The 22,045-nt window shown below is 46.7% G+C and carries 19 protein-coding genes; 17 read left to right on the top strand and 2 right to left on the bottom strand.

Annotation, left to right across the window (positions count from 1 at the left end; all coding sequences use genetic code 11):
- Nucleotides 1-33 precede the first annotated feature (33 nt).
- Nucleotides 34-1,323 carry a nucleotidyltransferase gene (locus FNY66_RS14230; RefSeq protein ID WP_150311569.1) on the bottom strand — a complete coding sequence of 430 codons (1,290 nt, stop codon included), beginning with the start codon at nt 1,321-1,323 and terminating at the stop codon, nt 34-36.
- 114 nt (nt 1,324-1,437) lie between these two features.
- Between FNY66_RS14230 and mgtE the strand changes: the two genes are divergently transcribed.
- The 12 genes from mgtE to FNY66_RS14170 all read left to right on the top strand — a co-directional run bounded on the left by mgtE (nt 1,438) and on the right by FNY66_RS14170 (nt 14,578).
- The gene (mgtE, locus tag FNY66_RS14225) at nt 1,438-2,772 is read left to right on the top strand and encodes a magnesium transporter (protein ID WP_087152238.1); all 1,335 of its coding nucleotides are present in this window, start codon (nt 1,438-1,440) and stop codon (nt 2,770-2,772) included.
- Nucleotides 2,773-2,978: 206 nt separating this feature from the next.
- Nucleotides 2,979-3,974 carry a phosphate acetyltransferase gene (gene pta, locus FNY66_RS14220; protein ID WP_150311568.1) on the top strand — a complete coding sequence of 332 codons (996 nt, stop codon included), beginning with the start codon at nt 2,979-2,981 and terminating at the stop codon, nt 3,972-3,974.
- 59 nt (nt 3,975-4,033) lie between these two features.
- Nucleotides 4,034-5,230: an acetate kinase gene (locus FNY66_RS14215; protein ID WP_150311567.1), complete on the top strand. Its 1,197-nt coding sequence runs from the start codon at nt 4,034-4,036 to the stop codon at nt 5,228-5,230.
- Between the two features lie 129 nt (nt 5,231-5,359).
- Nucleotides 5,360-5,887 (top strand): YceD family protein, encoded by a 528-nt coding sequence (locus FNY66_RS14210; protein WP_150311566.1) that lies wholly within the window; start codon nt 5,360-5,362, stop codon nt 5,885-5,887.
- Nucleotides 5,888-5,890: 3 nt separating this feature from the next.
- Nucleotides 5,891-6,070: a 50S ribosomal protein L32 gene (gene rpmF / locus FNY66_RS14205; RefSeq protein ID WP_004846204.1), complete on the top strand. Its 180-nt coding sequence runs from the start codon at nt 5,891-5,893 to the stop codon at nt 6,068-6,070.
- A 110-nt stretch (nt 6,071-6,180) separates the two neighbouring features.
- The gene (gene plsX, locus FNY66_RS14200) at nt 6,181-7,212 is read left to right on the top strand and encodes a phosphate acyltransferase PlsX (protein WP_087152234.1); all 1,032 of its coding nucleotides are present in this window, start codon (nt 6,181-6,183) and stop codon (nt 7,210-7,212) included.
- An 18-nt stretch (nt 7,213-7,230) separates the two neighbouring features.
- Nucleotides 7,231-7,461 (top strand): acyl carrier protein, encoded by a 231-nt coding sequence (acpP, locus tag FNY66_RS14195; protein WP_087152233.1) that lies wholly within the window; start codon nt 7,231-7,233, stop codon nt 7,459-7,461.
- A 60-nt stretch (nt 7,462-7,521) separates the two neighbouring features.
- On the top strand, nt 7,522-8,211 hold the full coding sequence (gene rnc, locus FNY66_RS14190) for a ribonuclease III (protein ID WP_087152232.1): 690 nt from the start codon (nt 7,522-7,524) through the stop codon (nt 8,209-8,211).
- A 12-nt stretch (nt 8,212-8,223) separates the two neighbouring features.
- On the top strand, nt 8,224-11,784 hold the full coding sequence (smc, locus tag FNY66_RS14185; RefSeq protein ID WP_150311565.1) for a chromosome segregation protein SMC: 3,561 nt from the start codon (nt 8,224-8,226) through the stop codon (nt 11,782-11,784).
- Between the two features lie 53 nt (nt 11,785-11,837).
- Nucleotides 11,838-12,770, top strand: a complete 933-nt coding sequence (ftsY, locus tag FNY66_RS14180; RefSeq protein ID WP_087152230.1) for a signal recognition particle-docking protein FtsY — start codon at nt 11,838-11,840, stop codon at nt 12,768-12,770.
- A gap of 41 nt (nt 12,771-12,811) precedes the next feature.
- Nucleotides 12,812-14,026 carry a threonine ammonia-lyase gene (ilvA, locus tag FNY66_RS14175; protein WP_150311570.1) on the top strand — a complete coding sequence of 405 codons (1,215 nt, stop codon included), beginning with the start codon at nt 12,812-12,814 and terminating at the stop codon, nt 14,024-14,026.
- Nucleotides 14,027-14,083: 57 nt separating this feature from the next.
- The gene (locus FNY66_RS14170; RefSeq protein WP_087152228.1) at nt 14,084-14,578 is read left to right on the top strand and encodes a DUF1653 domain-containing protein; all 495 of its coding nucleotides are present in this window, start codon (nt 14,084-14,086) and stop codon (nt 14,576-14,578) included.
- A 118-nt stretch (nt 14,579-14,696) separates the two neighbouring features.
- Here the strand turns inward: FNY66_RS14170 and FNY66_RS14165 are convergent, their stop codons facing one another.
- On the bottom strand, nt 14,697-15,881 hold the full coding sequence (locus FNY66_RS14165; RefSeq protein ID WP_087152227.1) for a ribose-phosphate pyrophosphokinase: 1,185 nt from the start codon (nt 15,879-15,881) through the stop codon (nt 14,697-14,699).
- A gap of 156 nt (nt 15,882-16,037) precedes the next feature.
- On the opposite strand from FNY66_RS14165, the gene FNY66_RS14160 reads away from it, so the two are divergent.
- From FNY66_RS14160 to spoIVA, 5 genes are all read left to right on the top strand, one after another.
- A complete protein-coding gene (locus tag FNY66_RS14160) occupies nt 16,038-17,360 on the top strand; it encodes a DUF512 domain-containing protein (protein WP_150311564.1) in 1,323 nt (440 codons plus the stop codon).
- A 5-nt stretch (nt 17,361-17,365) separates the two neighbouring features.
- Nucleotides 17,366-18,694, top strand: coding sequence for a ribosome biogenesis GTPase Der (gene der / locus FNY66_RS14155; protein ID WP_150311563.1), 1,329 nt, complete (start codon nt 17,366-17,368; stop codon nt 18,692-18,694).
- 21 nt (nt 18,695-18,715) lie between these two features.
- Nucleotides 18,716-19,372, top strand: coding sequence for a glycerol-3-phosphate acyltransferase (locus FNY66_RS14150; RefSeq protein ID WP_087152225.1), 657 nt, complete (start codon nt 18,716-18,718; stop codon nt 19,370-19,372).
- Between the two features lie 30 nt (nt 19,373-19,402).
- Complete coding sequence (locus tag FNY66_RS14145) at nt 19,403-20,416, top strand: NAD(P)H-dependent glycerol-3-phosphate dehydrogenase (RefSeq protein ID WP_150311562.1); 1,014 nt, start codon at nt 19,403-19,405, stop codon at nt 20,414-20,416.
- A gap of 94 nt (nt 20,417-20,510) precedes the next feature.
- Nucleotides 20,511-21,983, top strand: a complete 1,473-nt coding sequence (gene spoIVA, locus FNY66_RS14140; RefSeq protein WP_150311561.1) for a stage IV sporulation protein A — start codon at nt 20,511-20,513, stop codon at nt 21,981-21,983.
- Nucleotides 21,984-22,045 lie beyond the last annotated feature (62 nt).

The raw sequence follows: 22,045 nt of genomic DNA, 5'->3' as shown, positions 1-22,045 counted from the left end.
TGTACTATCAGCCAGTACGATAAATTCCGAATTTTATACTTTAAGCAGCCTTTGCTTATATTCGTTCTGATATGCTGTCTTGTATTTGTCTGTCACTACGGATGTGTACAGATTGGATGCAAGGATATCGTTTCTGAGCATTTTCTTCCCTGTGCGAGGCAGACTGCCGCTTTCTGCGAGGCGGATGAGAAGCGGAAGTGTGCTTTTTTTTGCGATGCGTGCCAGAAGTTTTTCGCTGTCCTTGCGGCAGCCGAGAAGCCGGACATAGTAATGCAGGCCTCCTGTCATATATTCTGAGACATCCTCTTTTTTGATTCCCAGCATGATGTGCAGAAGGGCGCGGTTGATACGCGTCTGTGTCGTTTCCCGTGTTTTTATAAGATCACAGAATTGTTTATAGTTAAAGTAATTATCGAGCTGTGAACAGATCCGGTTTGCAAGTTCTTCCGATACATCCATATATCGTATCAGGTCCTGTGGGTGCTTGTTTAAAAGTTTATACTTCAAAATAAGTGAAAAGTCGTTCTGATACACAGGGTATGATACCCGGTGATAATCCTTTAAAAGCTCCAGACAGCAGGAAGGAACCTGATCCTCCAGTTCGCTTAAAATGCTGGAGAAAGAAGAATTTTCAAATGTTCCTCCGGAACGGTCCGTGCTGAGCGCAGCGCCTGAGTAGGCAAGGAGGGAACGGATGGCGGAAGCAGAACTTAAATTGTCTGCGGAGAGCTCCCTGTCATGGTAGTGTGCACCGGCTCTTTTGATCGTAAAAGGAACGATAGGACTGTTCAGCTTCTTGAGGGCTTTCAGATATTCGATACCGAGAATATTGTTCGGGTCGCTGAGGACTGCGGCATGATCCGGGGTTCCTGAGTATTCGGAAACGGCATGCATACGTGCGGCGGGATATGAAAGCCCGTCCTTTAGATATTTCTTCAGGAGGCGGGAGTATCTGACCGGTTCTGTCAGGAGAATGTCGGCAATGCGGTTCAGAGCATCAAGATCGTTACATTCGCTGCCGAAGCATAGTGAGTCAATGACGCCCAGGCTGTCGAGGAGTGACACTGCACCCGTGGCAAAATATTCCGCGCTTCCGGCTGCATAGCAAACGGGAAGTTCGAACACGGCAGACGCACCGCATTTCAAAGCCATTTCAGCCCGCAGCCGCTTTGGCATGATGGCGGGAACACCCCTCTGTACATAGTCGCCGCTCATGACTACAATGGCAGCATCAGCTCCTGTTATCCGTTTGGCCTCCTGTATATGATGAAGGTGTCCGTTATGGAAAGGATTGTATTCCGTGATTAGTCCGACGATTTTCATAAGAATCTCCTTGTATATCAATTTCCACCATATTATACTATAAAAAGATGGGTTCATATAGAGAAAAATATTTCATATAACGAAAAGGGTGATTGCGTGGAGAAAAACTATAAGATGGATGTGGAGCAGATGACTGCTCTGCTCGACAGACATGATTTTAAACAATTGAAGGAAGAGCTGGAATCCATGCACCCAGTGGATATTGTTGATGCTTTCGAAGAACTGGATAAAAAGCAAAGGACTCTGGTGTTCCGGCTGCTGGCAAAGGAAGAAGCGGCGGAAGTCTTTACGGATATGAACAGTGATATGCGTGAAGATTTGATCAATGCACTGACAGATTCTGAGCTGGAAGAGGTCATGGACGAAATGTACGTCGATGATACGGTCGATGTTCTGGAAGAAATGCCTGCCAATGTAGTGGATCGTCTTCTCATGGTGACAGACGAAGATACAAGGCAGAAGATCAATGCTCTCCTGCAGTATCCTGAGGACAGTGCCGGCAGTATTATGAATATCGAGTACATCAGTCTTCGCAAAGAAATGACGGTGGCTGACGCAATTCTGAAAATCCGTCAGGTGGGAATTAATAAAGAGACAATCTATACTTGTTATGTTACCGAGAAGAAGAGACTGATCGGCATGGTGGACGTAAAGGACCTGCTCACTGCCGGCGAATCACGTACGATCGGGGAAATCATGGATGAAAATGTGCTCTATGCACGGACCCTTGACGATCAGGAACATGTAGCTAATATGATCAATAAATACGGACTTGTTGCAATACCTATCATTGATCATGAGGATTGTCTTGTGGGAATTGTAACAGTCGACGATGCTATGCTTGTCCTTCAGGATGAGACAACTGAGGACATCAGCATGATGGCCGGAGTCAGCCCGAATGAAGATTCCTATTTTGAAACTTCTGTGTTCAGACAGGCGAAGAACAGAACCCCGTGGCTGATGCTTATGATGCTTTCGTCAACGGTTTCCGGAGAAATACTGGGGTATTATGAGAACGCTATGGCTGTAATGCCCGTTCTTATCACGTTTATTCCCATGCTTATGGGTACTGGCGGAAACTGCGGTTCTCAAATATCTACGCTGATGATCCGTGGACTTGCAGTGGGTGAGATTGAGTTCAGGGATATTTTTAAAGTAATATTTAAGGAAATCCGCGTGGCGCTGATGGTGGGAACTCTCCTTGCGATTGTGAACGGAATCCGAATATGTCTGATGTATGACTGGAACGTTATGCTTGCGCTTGCACTCGGAATTACGATGATTGCTGTTGTCATTATGGCAAAGTGTATTGGATGCGTGCTCCCGCTTGTGGCTAAGAAGATCGGACTTGATCCGGCCATTATGGCGGCTCCGCTTATCACAACGATACTGGATACATGTACGATCCTTGTATATTTTAATATTGTAACGGCTTTTTTTAAACTGTAGTATATGTTTTCAGGGATGGATTGATGTGTGGCCGGACGGATCGTTATATTTGTAACAATCACATAAAAGTCAAAGAGCAGATAGTGTGATTGTACTCAAAAATGCACATAAAACAACGATAAAATCCGACATAATCCCTTGTGTACAAATTTAATTTGTCTTATAATAAAACCATATGATTAAAAATGAAAGGTGGCACATTAAATATGGGATTTATTGATGAAATCAAGGCAAGGGCAAAAGCGGACAAAAAGACAATCGTCCTGCCCGAAACAGAAGATGAAAGAACTTATAAAGCTGCTGAGACAGTTTTAAAAGAGGGGATCGCGGATCTGATCCTTGTCGGCAGTAAGGAAGAGATTGAGAAAAACAAAGGTACATATGATATCTCCGGAGCAGCGATTGTAGATCCGGCTACAAATGAAAAGACAGAGGCTTATATTGCAAAGCTTGTTGAGCTCAGACAGAAAAAAGGCATGACAGAAGAGCAGGCAAGAGAGCTTCTTCTCAACAACTACTTATACTATGGTGTAATGATGGTAAAGATGGGCGATGCAGACGGCATGGTTTCCGGGGCGTGCCACTCTACAGCAGATACACTGCGTCCGTGCCTTCAGATCCTGAAGACAAAACCGGGGACAAAACTCGTATCTGCTTTCTTCCTTATGGTAGTGCCGGATTGTGATATGGGTGACAACGGAACATTTATCTTCGGCGATGCAGGTCTTGAGCAGAATCCGGATCCGGAGAAACTCGCAAACATTGCAATTTCTTCCGCAGAATCATTCCGTACACTGACCGGACACGAGCCGATCGTCGGCATGCTCTCACATTCCACAAAGGGCAGTGCAAAGCATGCGGATGTAGATAAAGTTGTAGAAGCTACAAGGATTGCTCATGAGCTTGCACCTGACCTGAAACTTGACGGAGAGCTTCAGCTTGATGCAGCTATCGTACCGTCAGTCGGAGCTTCCAAAGCACCGGGCAGCGAAGTGGCAGGACATGCCAACGTACTGATCTTCCCGGATCTGGATGCGGGAAATATCGGATACAAACTTGTTCAGAGACTGGGAAAGGCTGAGGCTTACGGTCCGCTGACTCAGGGAATCGCAGCTCCGGTCAACGATCTGTCAAGAGGCTGCAGCGCCGAAGATATCGTGGGTGTGGTAGCGATCACATCTGTTCAGGCACAGGCGCAGTAATTAAGTGAAACCGCAGGGGCGGACCCTGAGGCAAATAAAAGTTGTTTGGAGGAAAGAATATGAACGTATTAGTAATCAACTGTGGAAGTTCTTCTCTGAAGTTCCAGCTTATCAATGCGGAATCAGAGGAAGTGCTGGCAAAAGGACTCTGTGAGAGAATCGGAATCGACGGAAGGCTGACGTATCAGCCGGAAGGCGGAGAAAAAGAAAAATCGGACAAACCGATGCCCACACATACAGAGGCAATTCAGTATGTAATCGAGGCACTGACAAATCCGGAGACAGGAGTAGTAAAGAGCCTTGATGAAATAGGCGCGGTTGGACACCGTATGGTTCACGGCGGCGAGAAGTTCTCGTCTTCTGTTGTGATTACGGATGAAGTGAAGAAGGCTGTTGCAGAGTGTAATGACCTGGCACCACTTCACAATCCGGCAAACCTGATCGGTGTCGAGGCTTGCGAGAAACTTATGCCGAACACTCCTATGGTCGGCGTATTCGATACGGCTTTCCACCAGACAATGCCCGAGAAAGCTTATATGTACGGACTTCCTTATGAATATTATGAAAAGTATAAAGTGAGACGTTACGGATTCCACGGGACAAGCCACAGCTTTGTGTCCAAGAGAGCTGCTGAAGTGATGGGAAGACCGTATGAGGATCTTAAAACGATTGTGTGCCACCTTGGAAACGGATCCAGTGTCACAGCAGTTATGAACGGAAAGTCTGTAGACACTTCCATGGGACTGACTCCGCTTGAGGGCGTTGTGATGGGAACACGTTCCGGAAGTATTGATCCTGCAATTATGGAGTTCATTGCGCAGAAAGAAAATCTGGATATTGAAGGCGTGATGAATGTCCTGAACAAAAAATCAGGCGTCTATGGACTGTCCGGCGGACTCTCAAGTGATTTCCGTGATTTGACTGACGCTATGAACGCAGGCGACAAAAAAGCGAAGATTGCTATGGATGTATTCTCCTACAGCGTGGCAAAATATATCGGTGCATATGCAGCTGCCATGAACGGTGTGGACTGTATCGCATTTACGGCAGGCATCGGTGAGAATGACGATTATGTAAGAGAGCAGGTATGCAGCTACCTCGGATATCTGGGAGTTGATTTTGACAAAGAAGTCAACGACGGACTGAGAGGAACGGAGAAAGAGCTCACAAAACCTGGATCAAAGGTAAGGGTATTTGTAATTCCTACAAACGAGGAGCTGGCGATTGCAAGAGAGACTCTGGCACTCGTAAAATAGTTCTTATAATGAACTGTATAAGAGAGGGGAAAATCCCCCTCTCTTATTCTGCACAGAAAAGTTATATTTTTGGTTGACAAACATATTTTCCGTGATATAATGATTTAGGTGTGAATAGGAGATATAACTATGTTAATTAACCTATCAGACGTTTTGTCAGACCAGCATAAGACAGTGGAGGAGACTGTGCCGTTCACAATGGATACAATCCGGCTTAAGTCCGGAGATTATCCGGTTGTAAGCAGTGAACCGGTTCACGTCCGGGTGGAACATGTCAAAGGAAAAGAACTTCTTATTACGGCTGAAACAAGCCTTGCAGTTCTGATCCCATGTGACAGATGCCTGGAAGATGTCAGATATGATTTCGTATTGAACTGTACGAGACATGTGGACGTAGGTCTCTCCGACGCAGAACTGACAGAGGAGCTGGATGAATCAAATTTTATTGACGGATATCATCTTGACGTGGACAAAATGCTCTTTCATGAGATTTTGGGAGACTGGCCCGAAAAAGTGCTCTGCCGCGAAGACTGTAAAGGACTGTGCGGTGTGTGCGGCCGGAATCTGAATACGGGGTCCTGTGATTGTGAAGATCCGGGACTTGATCCTAGGATGTCAGTTGTCCGTGACTTATTTAAGAATTTTAAGGAGGTGTAACCTATGTCAATCTGTCCAAAGAATAAATCTTCAAAAGCAAGAAGAGATAAGAGAAGAGCCAACTGGAAGATGAGCGCTCCGAATCTTGTAAAATGCAGCAAGTGCGGCGAGCTTATGATGCCGCATCGTGTGTGCAAGGCATGCGGCGCGTACAACAAGCGTGAGATCATTTCTGTTGACTAATAAAAAGCACAGGTAAAAGACGTAAAAACTTTGTGTTTTGCGTCTTTTTTTTATTGATTTTTATAGTGTTTTCCAGTAGAATGATTTCAGTAGTGTTAGGAGGAGAGAAAATGTCTGAGATAACAAAAGTTGCCCTTGATGCGATGGGTGGCGATAATGCGCCGGTCGAGATCGTTAAGGGCGCGGTTGAGGCAGTGCAGAAGAGAAAAGACATTCAGATTCTGCTGACAGGACAGGAGAGTATCATTAAAAGCGAACTCAAAAAGTACACCTATCCTGAGGAACAGATCAGGATTGTCAACGCCACAGAAGTGATTGAAACTGCAGAACCGCCGGTGAAAGCGATTCGCGGAAAGAAAGATTCATCTATTGTGGTAGCGATGAAACTGGTAAAAAACGGAGAGGCTGACGCATTTGTTTCAGCCGGCAGCACGGGGGCGGTTCTCGTAGGCGGCCAGGTTCTCGTCGGCAGGATCAAAGGTGTGGAGAGACCTCCTCTTGCCCCTCTTTTTCCTACACTGACAGGAGTGTCGCTCCTGATTGACTGCGGGGCAAATGTAGATGCCCGCCCGTCTCATCTCGTACAGTTTGCTAAGATGGGATCCATCTATATGGAGAGTGTGATGGGCAAGAAGAATCCTACGGTCGGTATTGTTAATATCGGTGCAGAGGAGGAGAAAGGAAATGCTCTTGTAAAAGAGACGTTTCCGCTTCTGAAGGCTTGTAAGGACATTAATTTTGTCGGCAGTGTGGAGGCAAGGGAGATTCCATACGGTAAGGTGGATGTCATCGTCTGCGAGGCATTTGTTGGAAATGTGATCCTCAAGCTTTACGAGGGCGTAGGCGGAGCCCTGATCAAAAAGGTGAAACAGGGGATGATGTCGAGTCTTCGCAGCAAGATCGGCGCGCTTCTTGTTAAACCGGCGCTTAAAGCCACATTGAAAGACTTTGATGCCAGCGAGTACGGCGGAGCACCGCTTTTGGGATTAAAAGGTCTCGTAGTCAAGACACATGGAAGTTCGACTTCCACAGAAGTATGTAATTCCATTATACAGTGCGTCACATTTAAAGAGCAGAAGATCAATGAAAAAATAAAGGCAGCTATACAGGCGACGCAGGAAGAAAACAAAGAGAGCGAGTAAAGTAAGGAGGAACTGATTATGGAATTTGAAAAACTTCAGGACATTATAGCGGATGTTCTCAATGTTCAGAAAGAGGAGATCAAACCGGAGACAACATTTGTTGATGACCTCGGTGCAGATTCTCTCGATATTTTCCAGATCATTATGGGGATTGAAGAGGAGTTTGATATCGAGATCGACAATGATGAGGCAGAGAAGATCGTGACCGTTCAGGATGCGGTAGATCAGATCAAGAAAGCAGTGGAATAGAAAGAAAAGACGAAAAAGCCCCTGTGGGCTTTTTCGTTTTAATAAGAGAGTGTATAAGATATGGATGCGAAGTTAAAAGAATTAGAAAAAAAGACAGGTTATACATTTCGTGATTTTTCGCTTCTTAAACAGGCGATGACACACAGTTCTTATATAAATGAAAAACATCTTCCGAAATACCGGTGCAACGAACGGCTTGAGTTCCTGGGGGATGCAGTGCTTGAACTGGTATCCAGTGAATATCTTTTCAAGGAGTCTCCGCACACTCCGGAAGGAGAACTGACGAGAACAAGGGCAAGTATGGTATGCGAACCTTCTCTGGCGCTGTGTGCACGGGATCTCAGCCTCGGGGATTATCTGCTGCTCGGAAAAGGTGAGGAAGCTACAGGTGGAAGATTCAGGGATTCAGTTACCTCCGACGCCATGGAGGCGTTGATCGGTGCTGTTTATCTGGATGGTGGTTTTACTAGTGCAAAAGAGTTCATTCATAGATTTGTACTCAATGATCTCGAGGATAAAAAGCTCTTTTATGATAGTAAAACTATCCTCCAGGAGATTGTCCAGGCGGATAAGAGCGGCGAAATCTCCTATCATCTCATAAGAGAAGAGGGACCTGACCATAACAAAACTTTTGACGTGGAAGTAAGGATCGGCGGCACAGGCTTTGGTGAAGGACGGGGAAGGACGAAAAAGGCCGCGGAGCAGCAGGCGGCATATAAGGCTATCCTCAAGCTCAGAAAACAGGGATAAAGCAGGTGTTATATGTATTTAAAGAACATAGAGGTGCAGGGATTTAAATCCTTTGCGAACAAGATAAAATTTGACTTCCACAACGGCATTACAGGTATCGTAGGCCCTAACGGGAGTGGGAAGAGTAATGTCGCGGATGCCGTCCGCTGGGTGCTGGGTGAGCAGAGGGTAAAGCAGCTCAGAGGCGGCAGCATGCAGGACGTTATCTTTTCCGGCACCGAGAACAGAAAGCCTTTGAGTTATGCTTCTGTTGCGATCACTCTGGACAATTCGGATCACAAACTTCCCGTGGATTATGAGGAAGTGACAGTGACACGTAAATTGTACCGCTCCGGTGAAAGTGAGTACCTGATCAACGGGGCGGCATGTCGTCTGAAAGATATCAACGAGATGTTTTACGATACCGGTATCGGTAAAGAGGGGTATTCCATAATCGGGCAGGGGCAGATTGACAAAATATTGAGTGGTAAGCCGGAGGAGCGCAGGGAGCTCTTCGACGAGGCGGCCGGGATCGTAAAATTCAAGCGCCGGAAGAATCTTTCGCTCAAGAAACTCGAAGAGGAGCGGCTGAACTTAACCCGTGTAAATGATATTTTATCCGAGCTGGAGAAACAGCTCGGACCGCTGGAAAAACAGTCTGAGACGGCAAAGGAATATTTAAAGAAAAAGGAAGAGTTAAAGACCTACGATATTAATATGTTCCTTCTTGAGGAGGAACGATTAAGAGAGCGTATCAGAGATCTCGAAGAGAAGTACAGCCTGGCATCATCCGAGATGGAAGAGTCTAATGTACGCTACGATAATATGAAGGCAGAGTACGAGGCTATCGAGGAAGAAGTAGAACAGATCGATCTCGCTATCGAGACGGCCAGGAACCAGCTCAATGAGACTAATCTTCTCAAACAGCAGCTTGAAGGGCAGATTAATGTCCTGAAAGAACAGATCAACACTGCCCGGATGAATGACGAGCATTACGGAAAACGTGCAGGTGCGATTCAGGTGGAGATTGAGACACGACAGGAGCAGCAAAAATCTCTGCATGCTGAGAAGACGGAAGTAAAAGAAAAGCTTGAGGCAGCTCTTTCCCAGGATCATGAGGCACGACAGGGACTGATCGAAGTACAGAGCCGGATCGCCGAACATACGGCACAGATAGAGGAAAAGAAACGGGAGATCATGGATCTCCTTGGGAACAGGGCGTCGACGCAGGCAAAGATCCAGCACTATGATACAACAAGAGATCAGATTTCAGTCAGAAAGGCAGAGCTTGCCCGTAGTATGCTTGAGATTTCTGAAGAGGGCGAGCGCCTGGAGACCCGTCTCAAAGAGTATGAAGAAGAATTAGAAAAAGTACAGACGACTATCCGGGGATATAATGACCAGATTTCGGAAAATGAGAAGAAGATCGAGCAGATGCAGAGAGAGCTGAGCGAAAAACAGGAGAAACTGCGCATTGGCCAGACTGCATATCACAGAGAATCTTCCCGGCTGGAATCCCTTAAAAATATTACCGAGCGTTATGACGGCTACGGAAACAGTATCCGCAAAGTTATGGCGAACAAAGACCGTGAAAAAGGTCTGATCGGTGTAGTGGCGGATATCATTAAAGTAGACAAGGAATATGAGATCGCTGTTGAGACAGCTCTGGGAGGCAGTATCCAGAATATTGTCACTGACAATGAAGATACGGCAAAGAGAATGATCGCATTTCTGAAGAAAAATAAATTTGGACGCGCGACGTTCCTGCCTCTTACGAGCATGCATGGAAGCGGTGGAATCCGCAATGCCGAGGCTCTGGATGAGCCGGGGGTGATCGGTCTTGCCAATACGCTTGTACATGTGGAGAAGCAGTTTACCGGACTGGCAGACCAGCTTCTCGGCAGAACGATCGTGGTCAGAAGTATTGACGACGGAATTGCCATTGCGAGGAAATACCGGCAGTCTCTGCGGCTCGTCACTCTCGAGGGAGAGCTGATCAATCCGGGAGGATCCATGACCGGGGGGGCTTTCAAAAATTCCAGCAACCTGCTGAGCAGGCGGCGTGAGATCGAAGAATTTGAAAAGACAGTAGCCATGCTCAAAGCTGATATGGATGCCATGGAAAAGCAGGTGAGCGAAGTGAAGAATTCGCGGGCGGCCTGCTACAGTGCCATCGACGAGATACAGAAAGAGCTGCGCAAAGCTTCGGTCCTGGAAAATACCGAGAAAATGAATGTGGAGCAGACCCGTATCAGGCAGAGAGAGGCAAAGGAGCGTTATGACCGTTTTCTGCAGGAACAGGCAAAGCTTGAGAGACAGCTACAGGCGATCGCAGAGAATGAGGAATCAATCCAGATGGAGCTGGAGACTTCTCAGAGCCTGGAACAGGAACTGAATGCTGCGATCGAGTCGCTTCAAAAAGAGCTGGAGAGTGAGAAAGAAGACGAGAGCACAAGGCTGAAGCTTTCAGAGCAGGTACATCTGGCCCTGGCGGGATTCGAACAGCAGAATGCATTCATCGAAGAGAATATAGCCCGTATCAATGAGGAGATCGGGAAGTTTGAGGCAGAACTAAGAGAACTTGATCAGAATAAAAATAATGCCTCAGAGGAGATCAGAGAGAAAGAAGATAAGATCGGGGAACTGCGCCGGACGATAGAAGACTCAAAAGAGCTTTATGCCGAGATCGGTAAGGAAATCGAAGCCCAGAGTAAAAAACGGGAGGAGCTCAACCAGAAGCATAAGGAATTCCTGAAATTGAGAGAGGAACTTGCAAAGCACATTTCTGCTCTGGACAAGGAATGTTTCCGACTGAACAGTCAGAAGGAATCTTATGAGGCGTCATCCGAAAAGCAGATGAACTATATGTGGGAAGAATATGAGATCACATATAATCATGCCATGGAGCTCCGTGATTCGAACCTGACGGATCTTGCGTATATGAAGCGCCGGATACAGACACTCAAAAACGAGATACGGCAGCTCGGCACGGTAAATGTCAACGCTATTGAGGATTACAAAAATGTATCTGAACGTTATGAATTCCTGAAGGGCCAGCATGATGATCTTGTAGAGGCTGAGGCCACGCTGGTACAGATTATCGAAGAACTGGACACAGCTATGAGAAAACAGTTCAGCGAGCAGTTCAAGAGGATTTCGGAGGAGTTTGATATTGTATTCAAACAGCTCTTCGGCGGCGGAAAAGGAACATTGGAACTGATGGAAGATGAGGATATCCTGGAGGCGGGAATCCGCATTATCGCACAGCCGCCGGGAAAGAAACTGCAGAATATGATGCAGCTTTCTGGAGGTGAGAAAGCGCTGACCGCGATCTCGCTTCTGTTTGCAATCCAGAATCTGAAACCTTCGCCATTCTGTCTGCTGGATGAGATCGAGGCTGCGCTGGATGACAATAACGTGACAAGATTTGCCCGGTATCTGCACAAGCTGACGGAAAACACACAGTTTATCGTGATCACACACCGGCGCGGAACAATGTCTGCGGCAGACCGTCTCTACGGGATCACAATGCAGGAGAAGGGCGTGTCAACACTGGTTTCAGTAGATCTGCTTGAAAATGAACTGGACAAATGAAAGAGCGTATTTTAAGGCGGACTTTGGTGATCTGATGAATGGAGGAAAGTGAAATGGAAGAGAAGAAAGGCTTTTTTAGACGCCTGGTATCCGGGCTTACAAAGACTAGAGATAATATAGTGTCCGGCATGGACAGTATTTTCCACGGGTTTTCAAAAATTGACGAAGATTTTTATGAAGAGCTTGAAGAGACATTGATCATGGGCGATCTGGGTGTACATGCTACAATGAACATTCTGGACGATCTGAGAGAAAAGGTAAAAACTCTCCATATTAAGGAGCCGATCGAATGCCGCCAGCTTCTGATCGACAGTATCAAAGAACAGATGGATGTGGGAGAAACTGCCTATGAATTTGAAGAGCGTACTTCTGTCGTCTTCGTGATCGGAGTCAATGGTGTCGGAAAGACAACAACGATAGGCAAGCTGGCAGGTAAATTAAAAAGCCAGGGGAAAAAAGTCATGATCGCAGCCGCCGATACTTTCCGTGCTGCCGCGGGAGAACAGCTCAAAGAATGGGCGAACCGTGCGTCTGTAGATATGATCGGCGGACAGGAGGGCGCAGACCCGGCGTCTGTCATATATGACGCAGTGGCAGCAGCTAAAGCAAGAAAAGTGGACGTGCTTCTGTGTGATACAGCCGGACGTCTTCATAATAAAAAGAATCTGATGGAAGAGCTCAAAAAGATAAACCGGGTAATAGACAGGGAATATCCCGAGGCATTCCGGGAGACTTTAGTTGTGCTGGATGCCACTACAGGTCAGAATGCACTGGCCCAGGCGAGAGAGTTTAACGAGGCTGCAGATATTACGGGAGTAGTCCTGACAAAGATGGACGGAACAGCAAAGGGCGGGATTGCGGTGGCAATCCAGGCAGAGCTGGGCATTCCGGTAAAATATATCGGTGTCGGGGAAACTATTGACGACCTGCAGAAATTTGATTCTGAGGAATTTGTAAAAGCCTTATTCTATCGGGAGGAAGACTAAGGAGAGATTGGTATAAGACAACAGGAAAGAGGATGATAAGAATGATGACACTGGAGAAATTTGAAGAAGCCAGCGAGCTTGTAAAGAAGGTTACAAATCCGACGAAACTGATACGCAGCGAATATTTGAGCGAGCAGACAGGCGGGAAGATATATCTGAAGCCGGAAAACATGCAGCATACCGGGGCTTATAAAATCAGGGGCGCTTACTATAAGATCAGCACTATGACTGATGAAGAAAGAAGGCGCGGGCTGATCACTGCTTCTGCAGGAAATCATGCCCAGGGCGTGGCATTTGCTGCCAAGAAATTCGGCTGTAAGGCTGTGATCGTTATGCCTACAGTTACGCCGCTGATAAAGGTGAACAGGACAAAAAGCTACGGTGCGGAAGTTGTCCTCTACGGTGACGTTTATGATGATTCCTATGCTTATGCATGTGAGCTGGCTGAGAAGGAAGGCTATACATTCGTTCATCCGTTTAATGATCTGGATGTGGCGACCGGCCAGGGCACGATCGCCATGGAAATCGTCCAGGAACTTCCTACGGTTGACTATATCCTTGTGCCTGTGGGGGGCGGCGGCCTGATCTCCGGCGTAGCTACACTTGCAAAGATGCTGAATCCCAAGATCAAGGTGATCGGTGTGGAACCTTCGGAGGCTGCAAGCATGACCGCGGCGCTTCATGCGGAAGAAGTGGTGGAACTTGACAGTGCAAATACGATCGCAGACGGCACAGCGGTAAAAGCTGTAGGAGATAAGATACTGCCTTATGTGCAGGAAAATGTGGATGATATACTTCTGGTGGAGGATGACGAACTGATCGGGGCTTTTCTTGACATGGTGGAGAATCACAAGATGATCGTTGAAAATTCAGGGCTTCTCTCCGTGGCAGCGCTAAAACAGCTTGATCTGAAAGGAAAGAAAGTGGTCTGTGTCTTAAGCGGAGGAAATATGGATGTCATCACTATGTCGTCTATCGTGCAGCACGGTCTGATCCAGAGAGACCGGATCTTCTCGGTATCTGTACTTCTTCCGGATAAGCCGGGCGAACTTGTTCAGGTGGCAAAGACGATTGCGGATGAGCAGGGAAATGTCATAAAACTGGAGCATAACCAGTTTGTCAGCACAAACAGAAATGCAGCAGTAGAGCTTCGTATAACAATGGAGGCATTTGGAACAGAGCATAAGAACCGGATTCTGGACGCACTGGAGAAGAATGGATTCCGTCCGAAGCTGATCAGTGCGAAACTGTATTAAGAGTCATCCGGTATTTTGGGCGGGAACATTCATATGATTTTGTGAAGGAGCTGTGTTATGGATAGGAGAATTCCGAAAAAGGGAGAGATTTACAGACATTTTAAAGGAAGAAAGTACAAAATTCTCGATATTGCGGTCTGTACGGAGACCGGAGAAGACATGGTCATCTTTGAGACAGCAGAGGGAACGCGCAAAGTATTCGCCAGTTTTCTTGAAAATTTCCTAAGTCCGCTGGATGCCGGGAAATATCCTCATACAGAACAGAAGTATCGGTTTGAACTGTGCCGGGATACAAAGAGCAGTGAACTGCTCAGGTTGAAGCGGCACGGGAATACGACATCACTGATCCTGGAGTTCCTTGATCTTAATGACAACGAGGACCGGATACAGTTTCTCCAAAAGCATCAGTCTGAAATCGATGCAAGATTTCTCACCGCTGCGTCGGAGAGTCTGGAATTCACAGAAAACGCCGAGACAGTAGAAGAGAGATATGCAGCTCTGATGCGGTTTTTGAAAACAAAGAGCAGATATGAGAGCAGACGGCTGAGATAGCGCTGAACTGTTACCGGACAATAATGAATAAATGAGGGCATAAAAAGAATGCAGAACCTGCATATAGTGCAGCGTCTGCATTCTTTTTTTCACTGTGTATCAGTTTACCGGCGGCAGATTATATCTCTTCACCGCGGGCACGCTTTTCAAGAAGCGTGTGGATCTTATCTGTCGGATTCATTACTGTTCCGATCGTTATATCGTGATTGAGCGAATCAATGATCAGGGCAAGGAACTTGCTCATGTCCGCAGGTACAAAATACGGCTTCTGGTATAGTTCAGGCGGCAGATAAGTCAGATTAGTTGTAATTACTTTATTGATGTATCCTTTATCGTAATAATCGTCAAATTTATCAAATCCGTCTGTAAACAGCCCGAATGTAGTACATACGAAGACCCGGCCGGCATTGCGCTCTTTTACCTGTCTGGCTACATCCAGCATGCTTCCGCCGGATGAGATCATATCGTCTATGATGATCACATCTTTGCCTTTGACATCATCGCCCAGGAATTCATGTGCGACGATCGGATTCTTTCCGTCAATAATGACAGAGTAGTCACGGCGCTTATAGAACATACCCATATCCACACCGAGGATATTGGAGAGATAAACGGCTCTGTGCATTGCACCCTCATCCGGGCTTATGATCATAAGGTGATCTTTATCCGGAATCAGATCAGGCACAGCGCGGAAGATCGCTTTCATGAACTGATAGGACGGGCTGAAGCTGTCAAATCCGCTCAGAGGGATCGCATTCTGGACGCGGGGATCATGTGCGTCGAATGTGATGATATTAGAAACTCCCATAGCTGTCAGTTCTTCCAGGGCCAGAGCACAGTCCAGAGACTCTCTCTTTGTCCGCTTGTGCTGACGGCTCTCATAGAGGAACGGCATGATTACGTTGATGCGGTGTGCCTTTCCTGTAGCGGCAGAGATAATCCTCTTCAGATCCTGATAATGGTCATCAGGGGACATGTGATTCAGATGTCCGCTCACTGTATAGGTAAGACTGTAGTTGCAGACGTCCGTCATGATAAAGAGGTCTGTACCGCGGATCGTCTCTCTTAAAACACCTTTAGCCTCGCCTGTGCCGAAGCGGGGACATTCACAGTCTACCAGATAATTATTCGATTTGTAATTGACATACAGGGAAGATTCTGATACTTCATTGATCGTATTCTGCCGGAAAGATACAATGTAATCATTTACTTTCTGGCCGAGCTCCCGACAACTCTCCATTGCGACTATCTTCAGGGGGGCAACGGGAAGTGTTTTCTCTAAAAGTTCGATATTTGTAGACATTTTTTTCTCCTGTTGTTGAATTGGTATATGAATTTACATATCCTTTATATCATTTTTACACCCTAAATTCAAGTAGAACAGTCAGAATAACCTTTGCCGGGACGTGGAATTGTGTTATACTTGACAGGAATCATGAGAGGAGCAGGCTGTTTTTATATGAAGATGCATGAACATATTGTAAAGAATATCGTTGGAGGAAGTATCGCAGACGAGCTTGGAATTGAACCCGGGGACAGGCTTTTATCCATCAACGGAAATGAAATCGAGGATATTTTTGATTATCAGTTTTATTCGGAGGATGAAGAACTTCTGCTCCTGATCGAGAAGCCGGATGGCGAGCAATGGGAGCTGGAGATCGAAAAAGATGCGGACGAGGAGCTTGGCATGGAATTCGGTGCAGGACTTATGGATGAATACCGTTCCTGCAGAAATAAATGCATGTTCTGCTTTATCGACCAGATGCCGGAAGGAATGCGGGATACACTGTATTTTAAGGATGATGATTCCCGTCTGTCGTTTCTGCAGGGAAATTATGTGACACTGACAAACATGAGTGATCACGATATAGAGAGGATTATACGATACCGTCTTGAGCCGATCAATATTTCTTTTCAGACGACCAATCCGGAACTCAGGTGCAAAATGCTGCATAATCGCTTTGCCGGGGATGCATTGAAAAAAGTCGATCAGCTTTACCAGGGCGGCATCGAGATGAACGGGCAGATTGTGCTCTGTAAAGGAGTAAATGACGGGGAGGAGCTGGAACGGTCGATCCGTGATCTGACAAAGTACCTGCCGCTTTTAAGAAGTGTTTCTGTTGTGCCGGTGGGGCTTACCAAATTCCGGGACGGCCTGTATCCGCTGGAACCGTTTACAAAAGAAGAGGCGAAGTGCGTGCTTGAGACTATTCACCGCTGGCAGGAGAAGCTCTATGTGGAGTATGGAGTACATTTTATCCATGCGGGGGATGAGTGGTATCTGCTGGCAGAGGAGGAGATACCGGAGGAAGAGCGATACGATGGGTATCTGCAGCTTGAGAACGGTGTGGGGATGCTGCGCCTTCTTTTTAATGAATTTGATGAGGCATATCAGAATACCGAAGGAGATGACAGAGAGAAAACGCTTTCTATCGCTACGGGACGGCTGGCTTATCCTTATCTGAAGCGGATGGCGGAAAAACTGGAGGAGAAGTACCCGAATATCCGGATTCATGTATATCCTGTCCGAAATGATTTCTTTGGAGAGCGTATTACTGTGTCGGGACTTGTGACCGCACAGGACATTATGGCGCAGCTTGCAGGGAAAGAACTGGGAGAGAGTCTTTTGCTGCCATGTAACATGCTGAAAGCAGATGAGGACATTTTTCTCGATGATTATACGGTAAGCCAGGTCTCAGATGCTTTACAAGTTCCGATAGTTATTGTAAAATCAAGCGGACAGGATCTGATCGATGCGATCCTGGAAGAAAGGAAAGGTTAGATAAAATGAGTAAACCAGTAGTTGCCATCGTAGGGCGTCCGAATGTTGGAAAGTCCACCCTGTTTAATGCGCTGGCCGGTGAGATGATTTCTATTGTAAAAGATACTCCGGGAGTGACCAGGGACAGAATTTATGCGGACGTGACATGGCTGGATAAAGAATTTACTATGATCGATACGGGCGGGATTGAGCCGGACAGCAGGGATGTGATCCTCTCCCAGATGCGGGAGCAGGCACAGATTGCCATAGATACAGCGGATGTGATCATCTTTATTACGGATGTGAGGCAGGGGCTGGTAGATGCGGATTCAAAGGTAGCTGATATGCTCCGCCGTTCCGGGAAGCCGGTAGTCCTTGTAGTAAATAAAGTAGATAATTTTGAAAAATATATGCCGGATATCTATGAATTCTATAATCTGGGAATCGGAGATCCGGTGCCGATCTCAGCGGCTTCAAGGCTTGGTCTGGGAGATATGCTGGAGACAGTCGTGGAACATTTCCCCGCGGGCAGCGGGGAAGAAACAGAAGATGACCGTCCCCGTATCGCGATCGTGGGCAAGCCCAATGTGGGAAAATCATCTATCGTCAACCGTCTGCTCGGTGAAAACAGGGTGATTGTTTCCGATATTGCAGGGACAACGCGAGACGCCATTGATACGGCTATTGTTCACAACGGGAAGGAATACGTTTTTATTGACACGGCGGGACTCCGAAGGAAGAGCCGGATCAAAGAAGAACTGGAGCGCTACAGCATTATCCGCACCGTGACTGCGGTGGAGAGAGCTGATGTTGTCCTTATGGTCATTGACGCTACAGAGGGGGTAACAGAGCAGGACGCAAAGATTGCGGGAATTGCCCATGAGAGAGGCAAAGGCGTTATCATTGTGGTAAATAAATGGGATGCAATTGAAAAGAACGACCGCACGATGAAGGAATACGAAAACGATATCCGCCATGTCCTCTCATATATGCCGTATGCAGAGATTATGTATGTGTCGGCGCTCACGGGACAGAGGCTGAACAAGCTGTATGATATGATCGATATGGTGATTGAGAATCAGACACTTCGTATTGCGACAGGTGTTTTAAATGAGATTATGACGGAGGCGGTTGCACTGCAGCAGCCGCCATCGGATAAGGGAAAACGGCTGAAGCTTTACTATATTACCCAGGTATCCGTCAAGCCGCCGACTTTTGTGATCTTTGTGAATGACAAAGAATTGATGCATTTCTCATATACGAGATATCTTGAGAACAAGATCAGGGAAGCATTCGGATTTCGTGGAACTTCACTGAAGTTCTTTATCAGGGAGAGAAAAGAGAAGGAACAGTAGAGTAAAGGAGCAGTAAATTATATGGAACGTTTGATCTGTCTTGCAATCGGATATGTGTGCGGTCTTCTTCAGACCGGTTATATAGTAGGTGCGATGAGCCACGTGGATATCAGAAAGAAAGGAAGCGGAAATGCAGGAACGACAAATGCGCTCAGAGTGCTTGGGTGGAAAGCCGGAATCCTGACATTTGCCGGAGATGTGATCAAGTGCGTTGTTGCATTTCTGATTGTATTCTTTTTGTTCAGGGGCAGTGCCTGCCGCCCGCTTTTGACTCTCTATGCGGGAGCAGGTGTCACACTGGGACATAACTTTCCGTTTTACCTGAATTTTAAAGGAGGCAAGGGAATTGCTGTGATGGCCGGACTTGTGGCTGTAAACAGTTTCTGGCATCTCCCGGCGAGTCTGCTGCTGATTCCGATCACGCTGGCCTGCTTTCTGATACCGGTAGTAATGACACGGTACATATCAGTAGGTTCACTTGCAGCCTACACTGTATTTCTGATCGAGATGATCATCATCGGTCAGATGGGATGGTTTGATATGGATGCAGCGCACTGTTATGAACTGTATGCCGTTCTTGGCCTGCTGACTCTTCTGGCGTGGTACAGGCATAAGGCGAATCTCAAACGGCTGGCAGCGGGAACAGAAAATAAATTCGGGTCAAAGAAAAAAGAATAGCAGACTGATAAAAGAAGGAGTAGTGAGATTATGGCAAATGTAGGTGTACTTGGAGCAGGAAGCTGGGGAACCGCTCTGTCAGTTCTCCTTTCAGACAACGGACATCAGGTAACAGTCTGGTCTATTGATGAAAATGAAGTAAATATGTTAAATGAAAAGCGTGAGCATGAGCTGAAACTGCCCGGAGTGAAATTACCGGATGATATGGTGATCACAGGAAACATGAGATCAGCGATACAGGGCAAAGATTTCCTTGTTCTCGCTGTTCCGTCGCCTTTTACCAGAAGTACGGCACGAAAGATGTCTCCAATGGTTGCAGAGGGACAGATTATTGTTGATGTGGCAAAGGGAATTGAGGAGTCTACGCTTATGACTCTTTCCCGGCAGATCGAACAGGAGATCCCGCAGGCGGATGTAGCTGTGCTTTCTGGGCCGAGTCATGCAGAAGAAGTTGGACGCAGACTTCCGACAACATGCGTGATCGGTGCAAAGACAAGAAAAACGGCAGAGTATTTACAGTCTATGTTTATCAGTAATGTGTTTCGTGTTTATACAAGTCCTGATATCCTGGGGATCGAGCTGGGTGGTTCACTTAAGAATGTTATAGCCCTGGCAGCAGGTATTGCGGACGGTCTGGGATATGGAGATAATACAAAGGCCGCACTGATTACAAGGGGAATTGCGGAGATTGCACGGCTAGGCGTAAAAATGGGAGGCAAGATAGAGAGTTTTACCGGACTGACAGGAATCGGGGATTTGATTGTTACCTGCGCCAGCGTACACAGCCGCAACCGCAAAGCAGGTTATCTGATCGGACAGGGGATGTCCATGCAGGAAGCCATGGATGAGGTCAAGATGGTCGTGGAGGGAGTGTACTCAGCTAAGGCGGCAGCCAAACTGGCAAAAGAATATGACGTCTCAATGCCGATCGTTGAGGAAGTTAATGCGGTACTTTTCGAGGGAAAATCCCCGGCAGAGGCAGTAAATGATTTAATGATGCGGGAATCCCGCAGTGAAAACCGTTCACTTACGTGGGAAGAATGATAATATGTAAGTCTGATGCCCGGCAGTAAAATAAAATGTCATACCCCCTTTGTTCTGCGCATACACTGTATCAGCAGAATAAGGGGGTATTATTATGGATTCATTTCAGGTATACAGAGATATGAAAGCACGGACGAACGGAGAAATATACATTGGTGTTGTAGGGCCTGTGCGGACAGGCAAATCTACATTCATTAAAAGATTTATGGATCTTCTCGTGCTTCCGAACATGACTGACGAACATGCAAAAGAGCGGACAAAGGATGAACTTCCCCAGTCTGCCTCCGGTACTACGATCATGACGACAGAACCGAAATTTGTACCAAAAGAAGCGGCTTCCGTCAAACTTTCTGAGGATGTGGAAGTGAAGATCCGGCTTATCGACTGTGTAGGGTTTATGGTGGAGGGGGCCTCCGGACACATAGAAAATGATGTGGAGCGGCAGGTGAAGACTCCCTGGTTTGAATATGAGATCCCTTTTACGAAAGCGGCAGCCATCGGGACACAGAAAGTGATCCACGATCATGCTACAATAGGATTTGTCGTGACGACAGACGGAAGCGTGACTGATCTGCCAAGGGAGAATTACATAGAGGCGGAAGAGAAGACTGTCAGGGAATTGAAAACAATAGGGAAGCCGTTTCTGATTCTTTTAAACTGTAAAAAACCGTATGCAGATGAGACAAAATCTCTCAGGGATGAACTGGAACAGAAATACGGTGCATCAGTTGTTGCAGTAAACTGTGAGCAGATGAAGCCGGACGATATCAATGAGATCATGAAGCAGGTACTTTATGAGTTCCCGATAACTGAGGTGGAATTCTATATTCCGAAATGGGTGGAGATGCTTTCACGAGAACATCGGATCAAGAAGGATCTTCTGGAGCAGGTGCGCTCTGTGATGAATGGTCTTGAAGATGTGCGCAGTATAGTATCACAGGAGATGAACACGGAGAGTTCCTATATCTGTGATATGGAAGTGGAACAGGTTGAGATGGATAGCGGAAAAGTAAGGATACAGGTCAAGTATGAGCCTTCTTCTTATTATGAAGTGCTGAGTGAACTGACGGGGACGGAAATCCGCGGCGAATATGAGCTGATCTCCACGGTGAAGGAGCTTGCATCCATGAGAGAAGAGCTGAGCAGCCTCAAGGACGCGTTTGCGAGTGTGAAGATGAAAGGGTATGGCGTGGTAACGCCGGCAAAAGAAGATATAAAACTGGAAGAACCTGTCATTATCAAGCAGGGAAGCAAGTACGGCGTGAAAATCCGTTCAGAGGCACCTTCCGTTCATATGATCCGTGCCAATATTGAGACAGAGATCGCCCCGATCGTGGGGAGTGAAAAGCAGGCCCAGGATCTGGCAGAATATATTAAAAAGGAGAGCGAGACGCCGGAAGGTGTCTGGGGGACAAATATTTTCGGGAAAACAGTTGAAGAACTTGTTATGGATGGTATGAGAAATAAGATTGCCATGATAGGTGACGAAAGCCAGATGAAACTGCAGGACTCTATGCAGAAAATCGTGAACGATACCAATGGAGGGCTGGTGTGTATCATAATTTGATGAATTCGGATTTATCTGACTGAGAAAGAGTCCGCCGGGAGGTATGTATTGTTATCGCACAC

It is taken from the genome of Mediterraneibacter catenae (assembly GCF_008691045.1).
Classification (GTDB): Bacteria; Bacillota; Clostridia; order Lachnospirales; family Lachnospiraceae; genus Mediterraneibacter; species Mediterraneibacter ornithocaccae.
The sequence above is the reverse complement of the archived record's forward strand: the minus strand, read 5'-3'. Positions and strand labels throughout refer to the sequence as shown.

Coding starts and splice junctions, on each gene's coding strand:
- FNY66_RS14230 (WP_150311569.1), bottom strand. CDS start 1,323: ATGAAAATCGTCGGACTAATCACGGAATACAATCCTTTCCATAACGGA.
- mgtE (WP_087152238.1), top strand. CDS start 1,438: ATGGATGTGGAGCAGATGACTGCTCTGCTCGACAGACATGATTTTAAA.
- pta (WP_150311568.1), top strand. CDS start 2,979: ATGGGATTTATTGATGAAATCAAGGCAAGGGCAAAAGCGGACAAAAAG.
- FNY66_RS14215 (WP_150311567.1), top strand. CDS start 4,034: ATGAACGTATTAGTAATCAACTGTGGAAGTTCTTCTCTGAAGTTCCAG.
- FNY66_RS14210 (WP_150311566.1), top strand. CDS start 5,360: ATGTTAATTAACCTATCAGACGTTTTGTCAGACCAGCATAAGACAGTG.
- rpmF (WP_004846204.1), top strand. CDS start 5,891: ATGTCAATCTGTCCAAAGAATAAATCTTCAAAAGCAAGAAGAGATAAG.
- plsX (WP_087152234.1), top strand. CDS start 6,181: ATGTCTGAGATAACAAAAGTTGCCCTTGATGCGATGGGTGGCGATAAT.
- acpP (WP_087152233.1), top strand. CDS start 7,231: ATGGAATTTGAAAAACTTCAGGACATTATAGCGGATGTTCTCAATGTT.
- rnc (WP_087152232.1), top strand. CDS start 7,522: ATGGATGCGAAGTTAAAAGAATTAGAAAAAAAGACAGGTTATACATTT.
- smc (WP_150311565.1), top strand. CDS start 8,224: ATGTATTTAAAGAACATAGAGGTGCAGGGATTTAAATCCTTTGCGAAC.
- ftsY (WP_087152230.1), top strand. CDS start 11,838: ATGGAAGAGAAGAAAGGCTTTTTTAGACGCCTGGTATCCGGGCTTACA.
- ilvA (WP_150311570.1), top strand. CDS start 12,812: ATGATGACACTGGAGAAATTTGAAGAAGCCAGCGAGCTTGTAAAGAAG.
- FNY66_RS14170 (WP_087152228.1), top strand. CDS start 14,084: ATGGATAGGAGAATTCCGAAAAAGGGAGAGATTTACAGACATTTTAAA.
- FNY66_RS14165 (WP_087152227.1), bottom strand. CDS start 15,881: ATGTCTACAAATATCGAACTTTTAGAGAAAACACTTCCCGTTGCCCCC.
- FNY66_RS14160 (WP_150311564.1), top strand. CDS start 16,038: ATGAAGATGCATGAACATATTGTAAAGAATATCGTTGGAGGAAGTATC.
- der (WP_150311563.1), top strand. CDS start 17,366: ATGAGTAAACCAGTAGTTGCCATCGTAGGGCGTCCGAATGTTGGAAAG.
- FNY66_RS14150 (WP_087152225.1), top strand. CDS start 18,716: ATGGAACGTTTGATCTGTCTTGCAATCGGATATGTGTGCGGTCTTCTT.
- FNY66_RS14145 (WP_150311562.1), top strand. CDS start 19,403: ATGGCAAATGTAGGTGTACTTGGAGCAGGAAGCTGGGGAACCGCTCTG.
- spoIVA (WP_150311561.1), top strand. CDS start 20,511: ATGGATTCATTTCAGGTATACAGAGATATGAAAGCACGGACGAACGGA.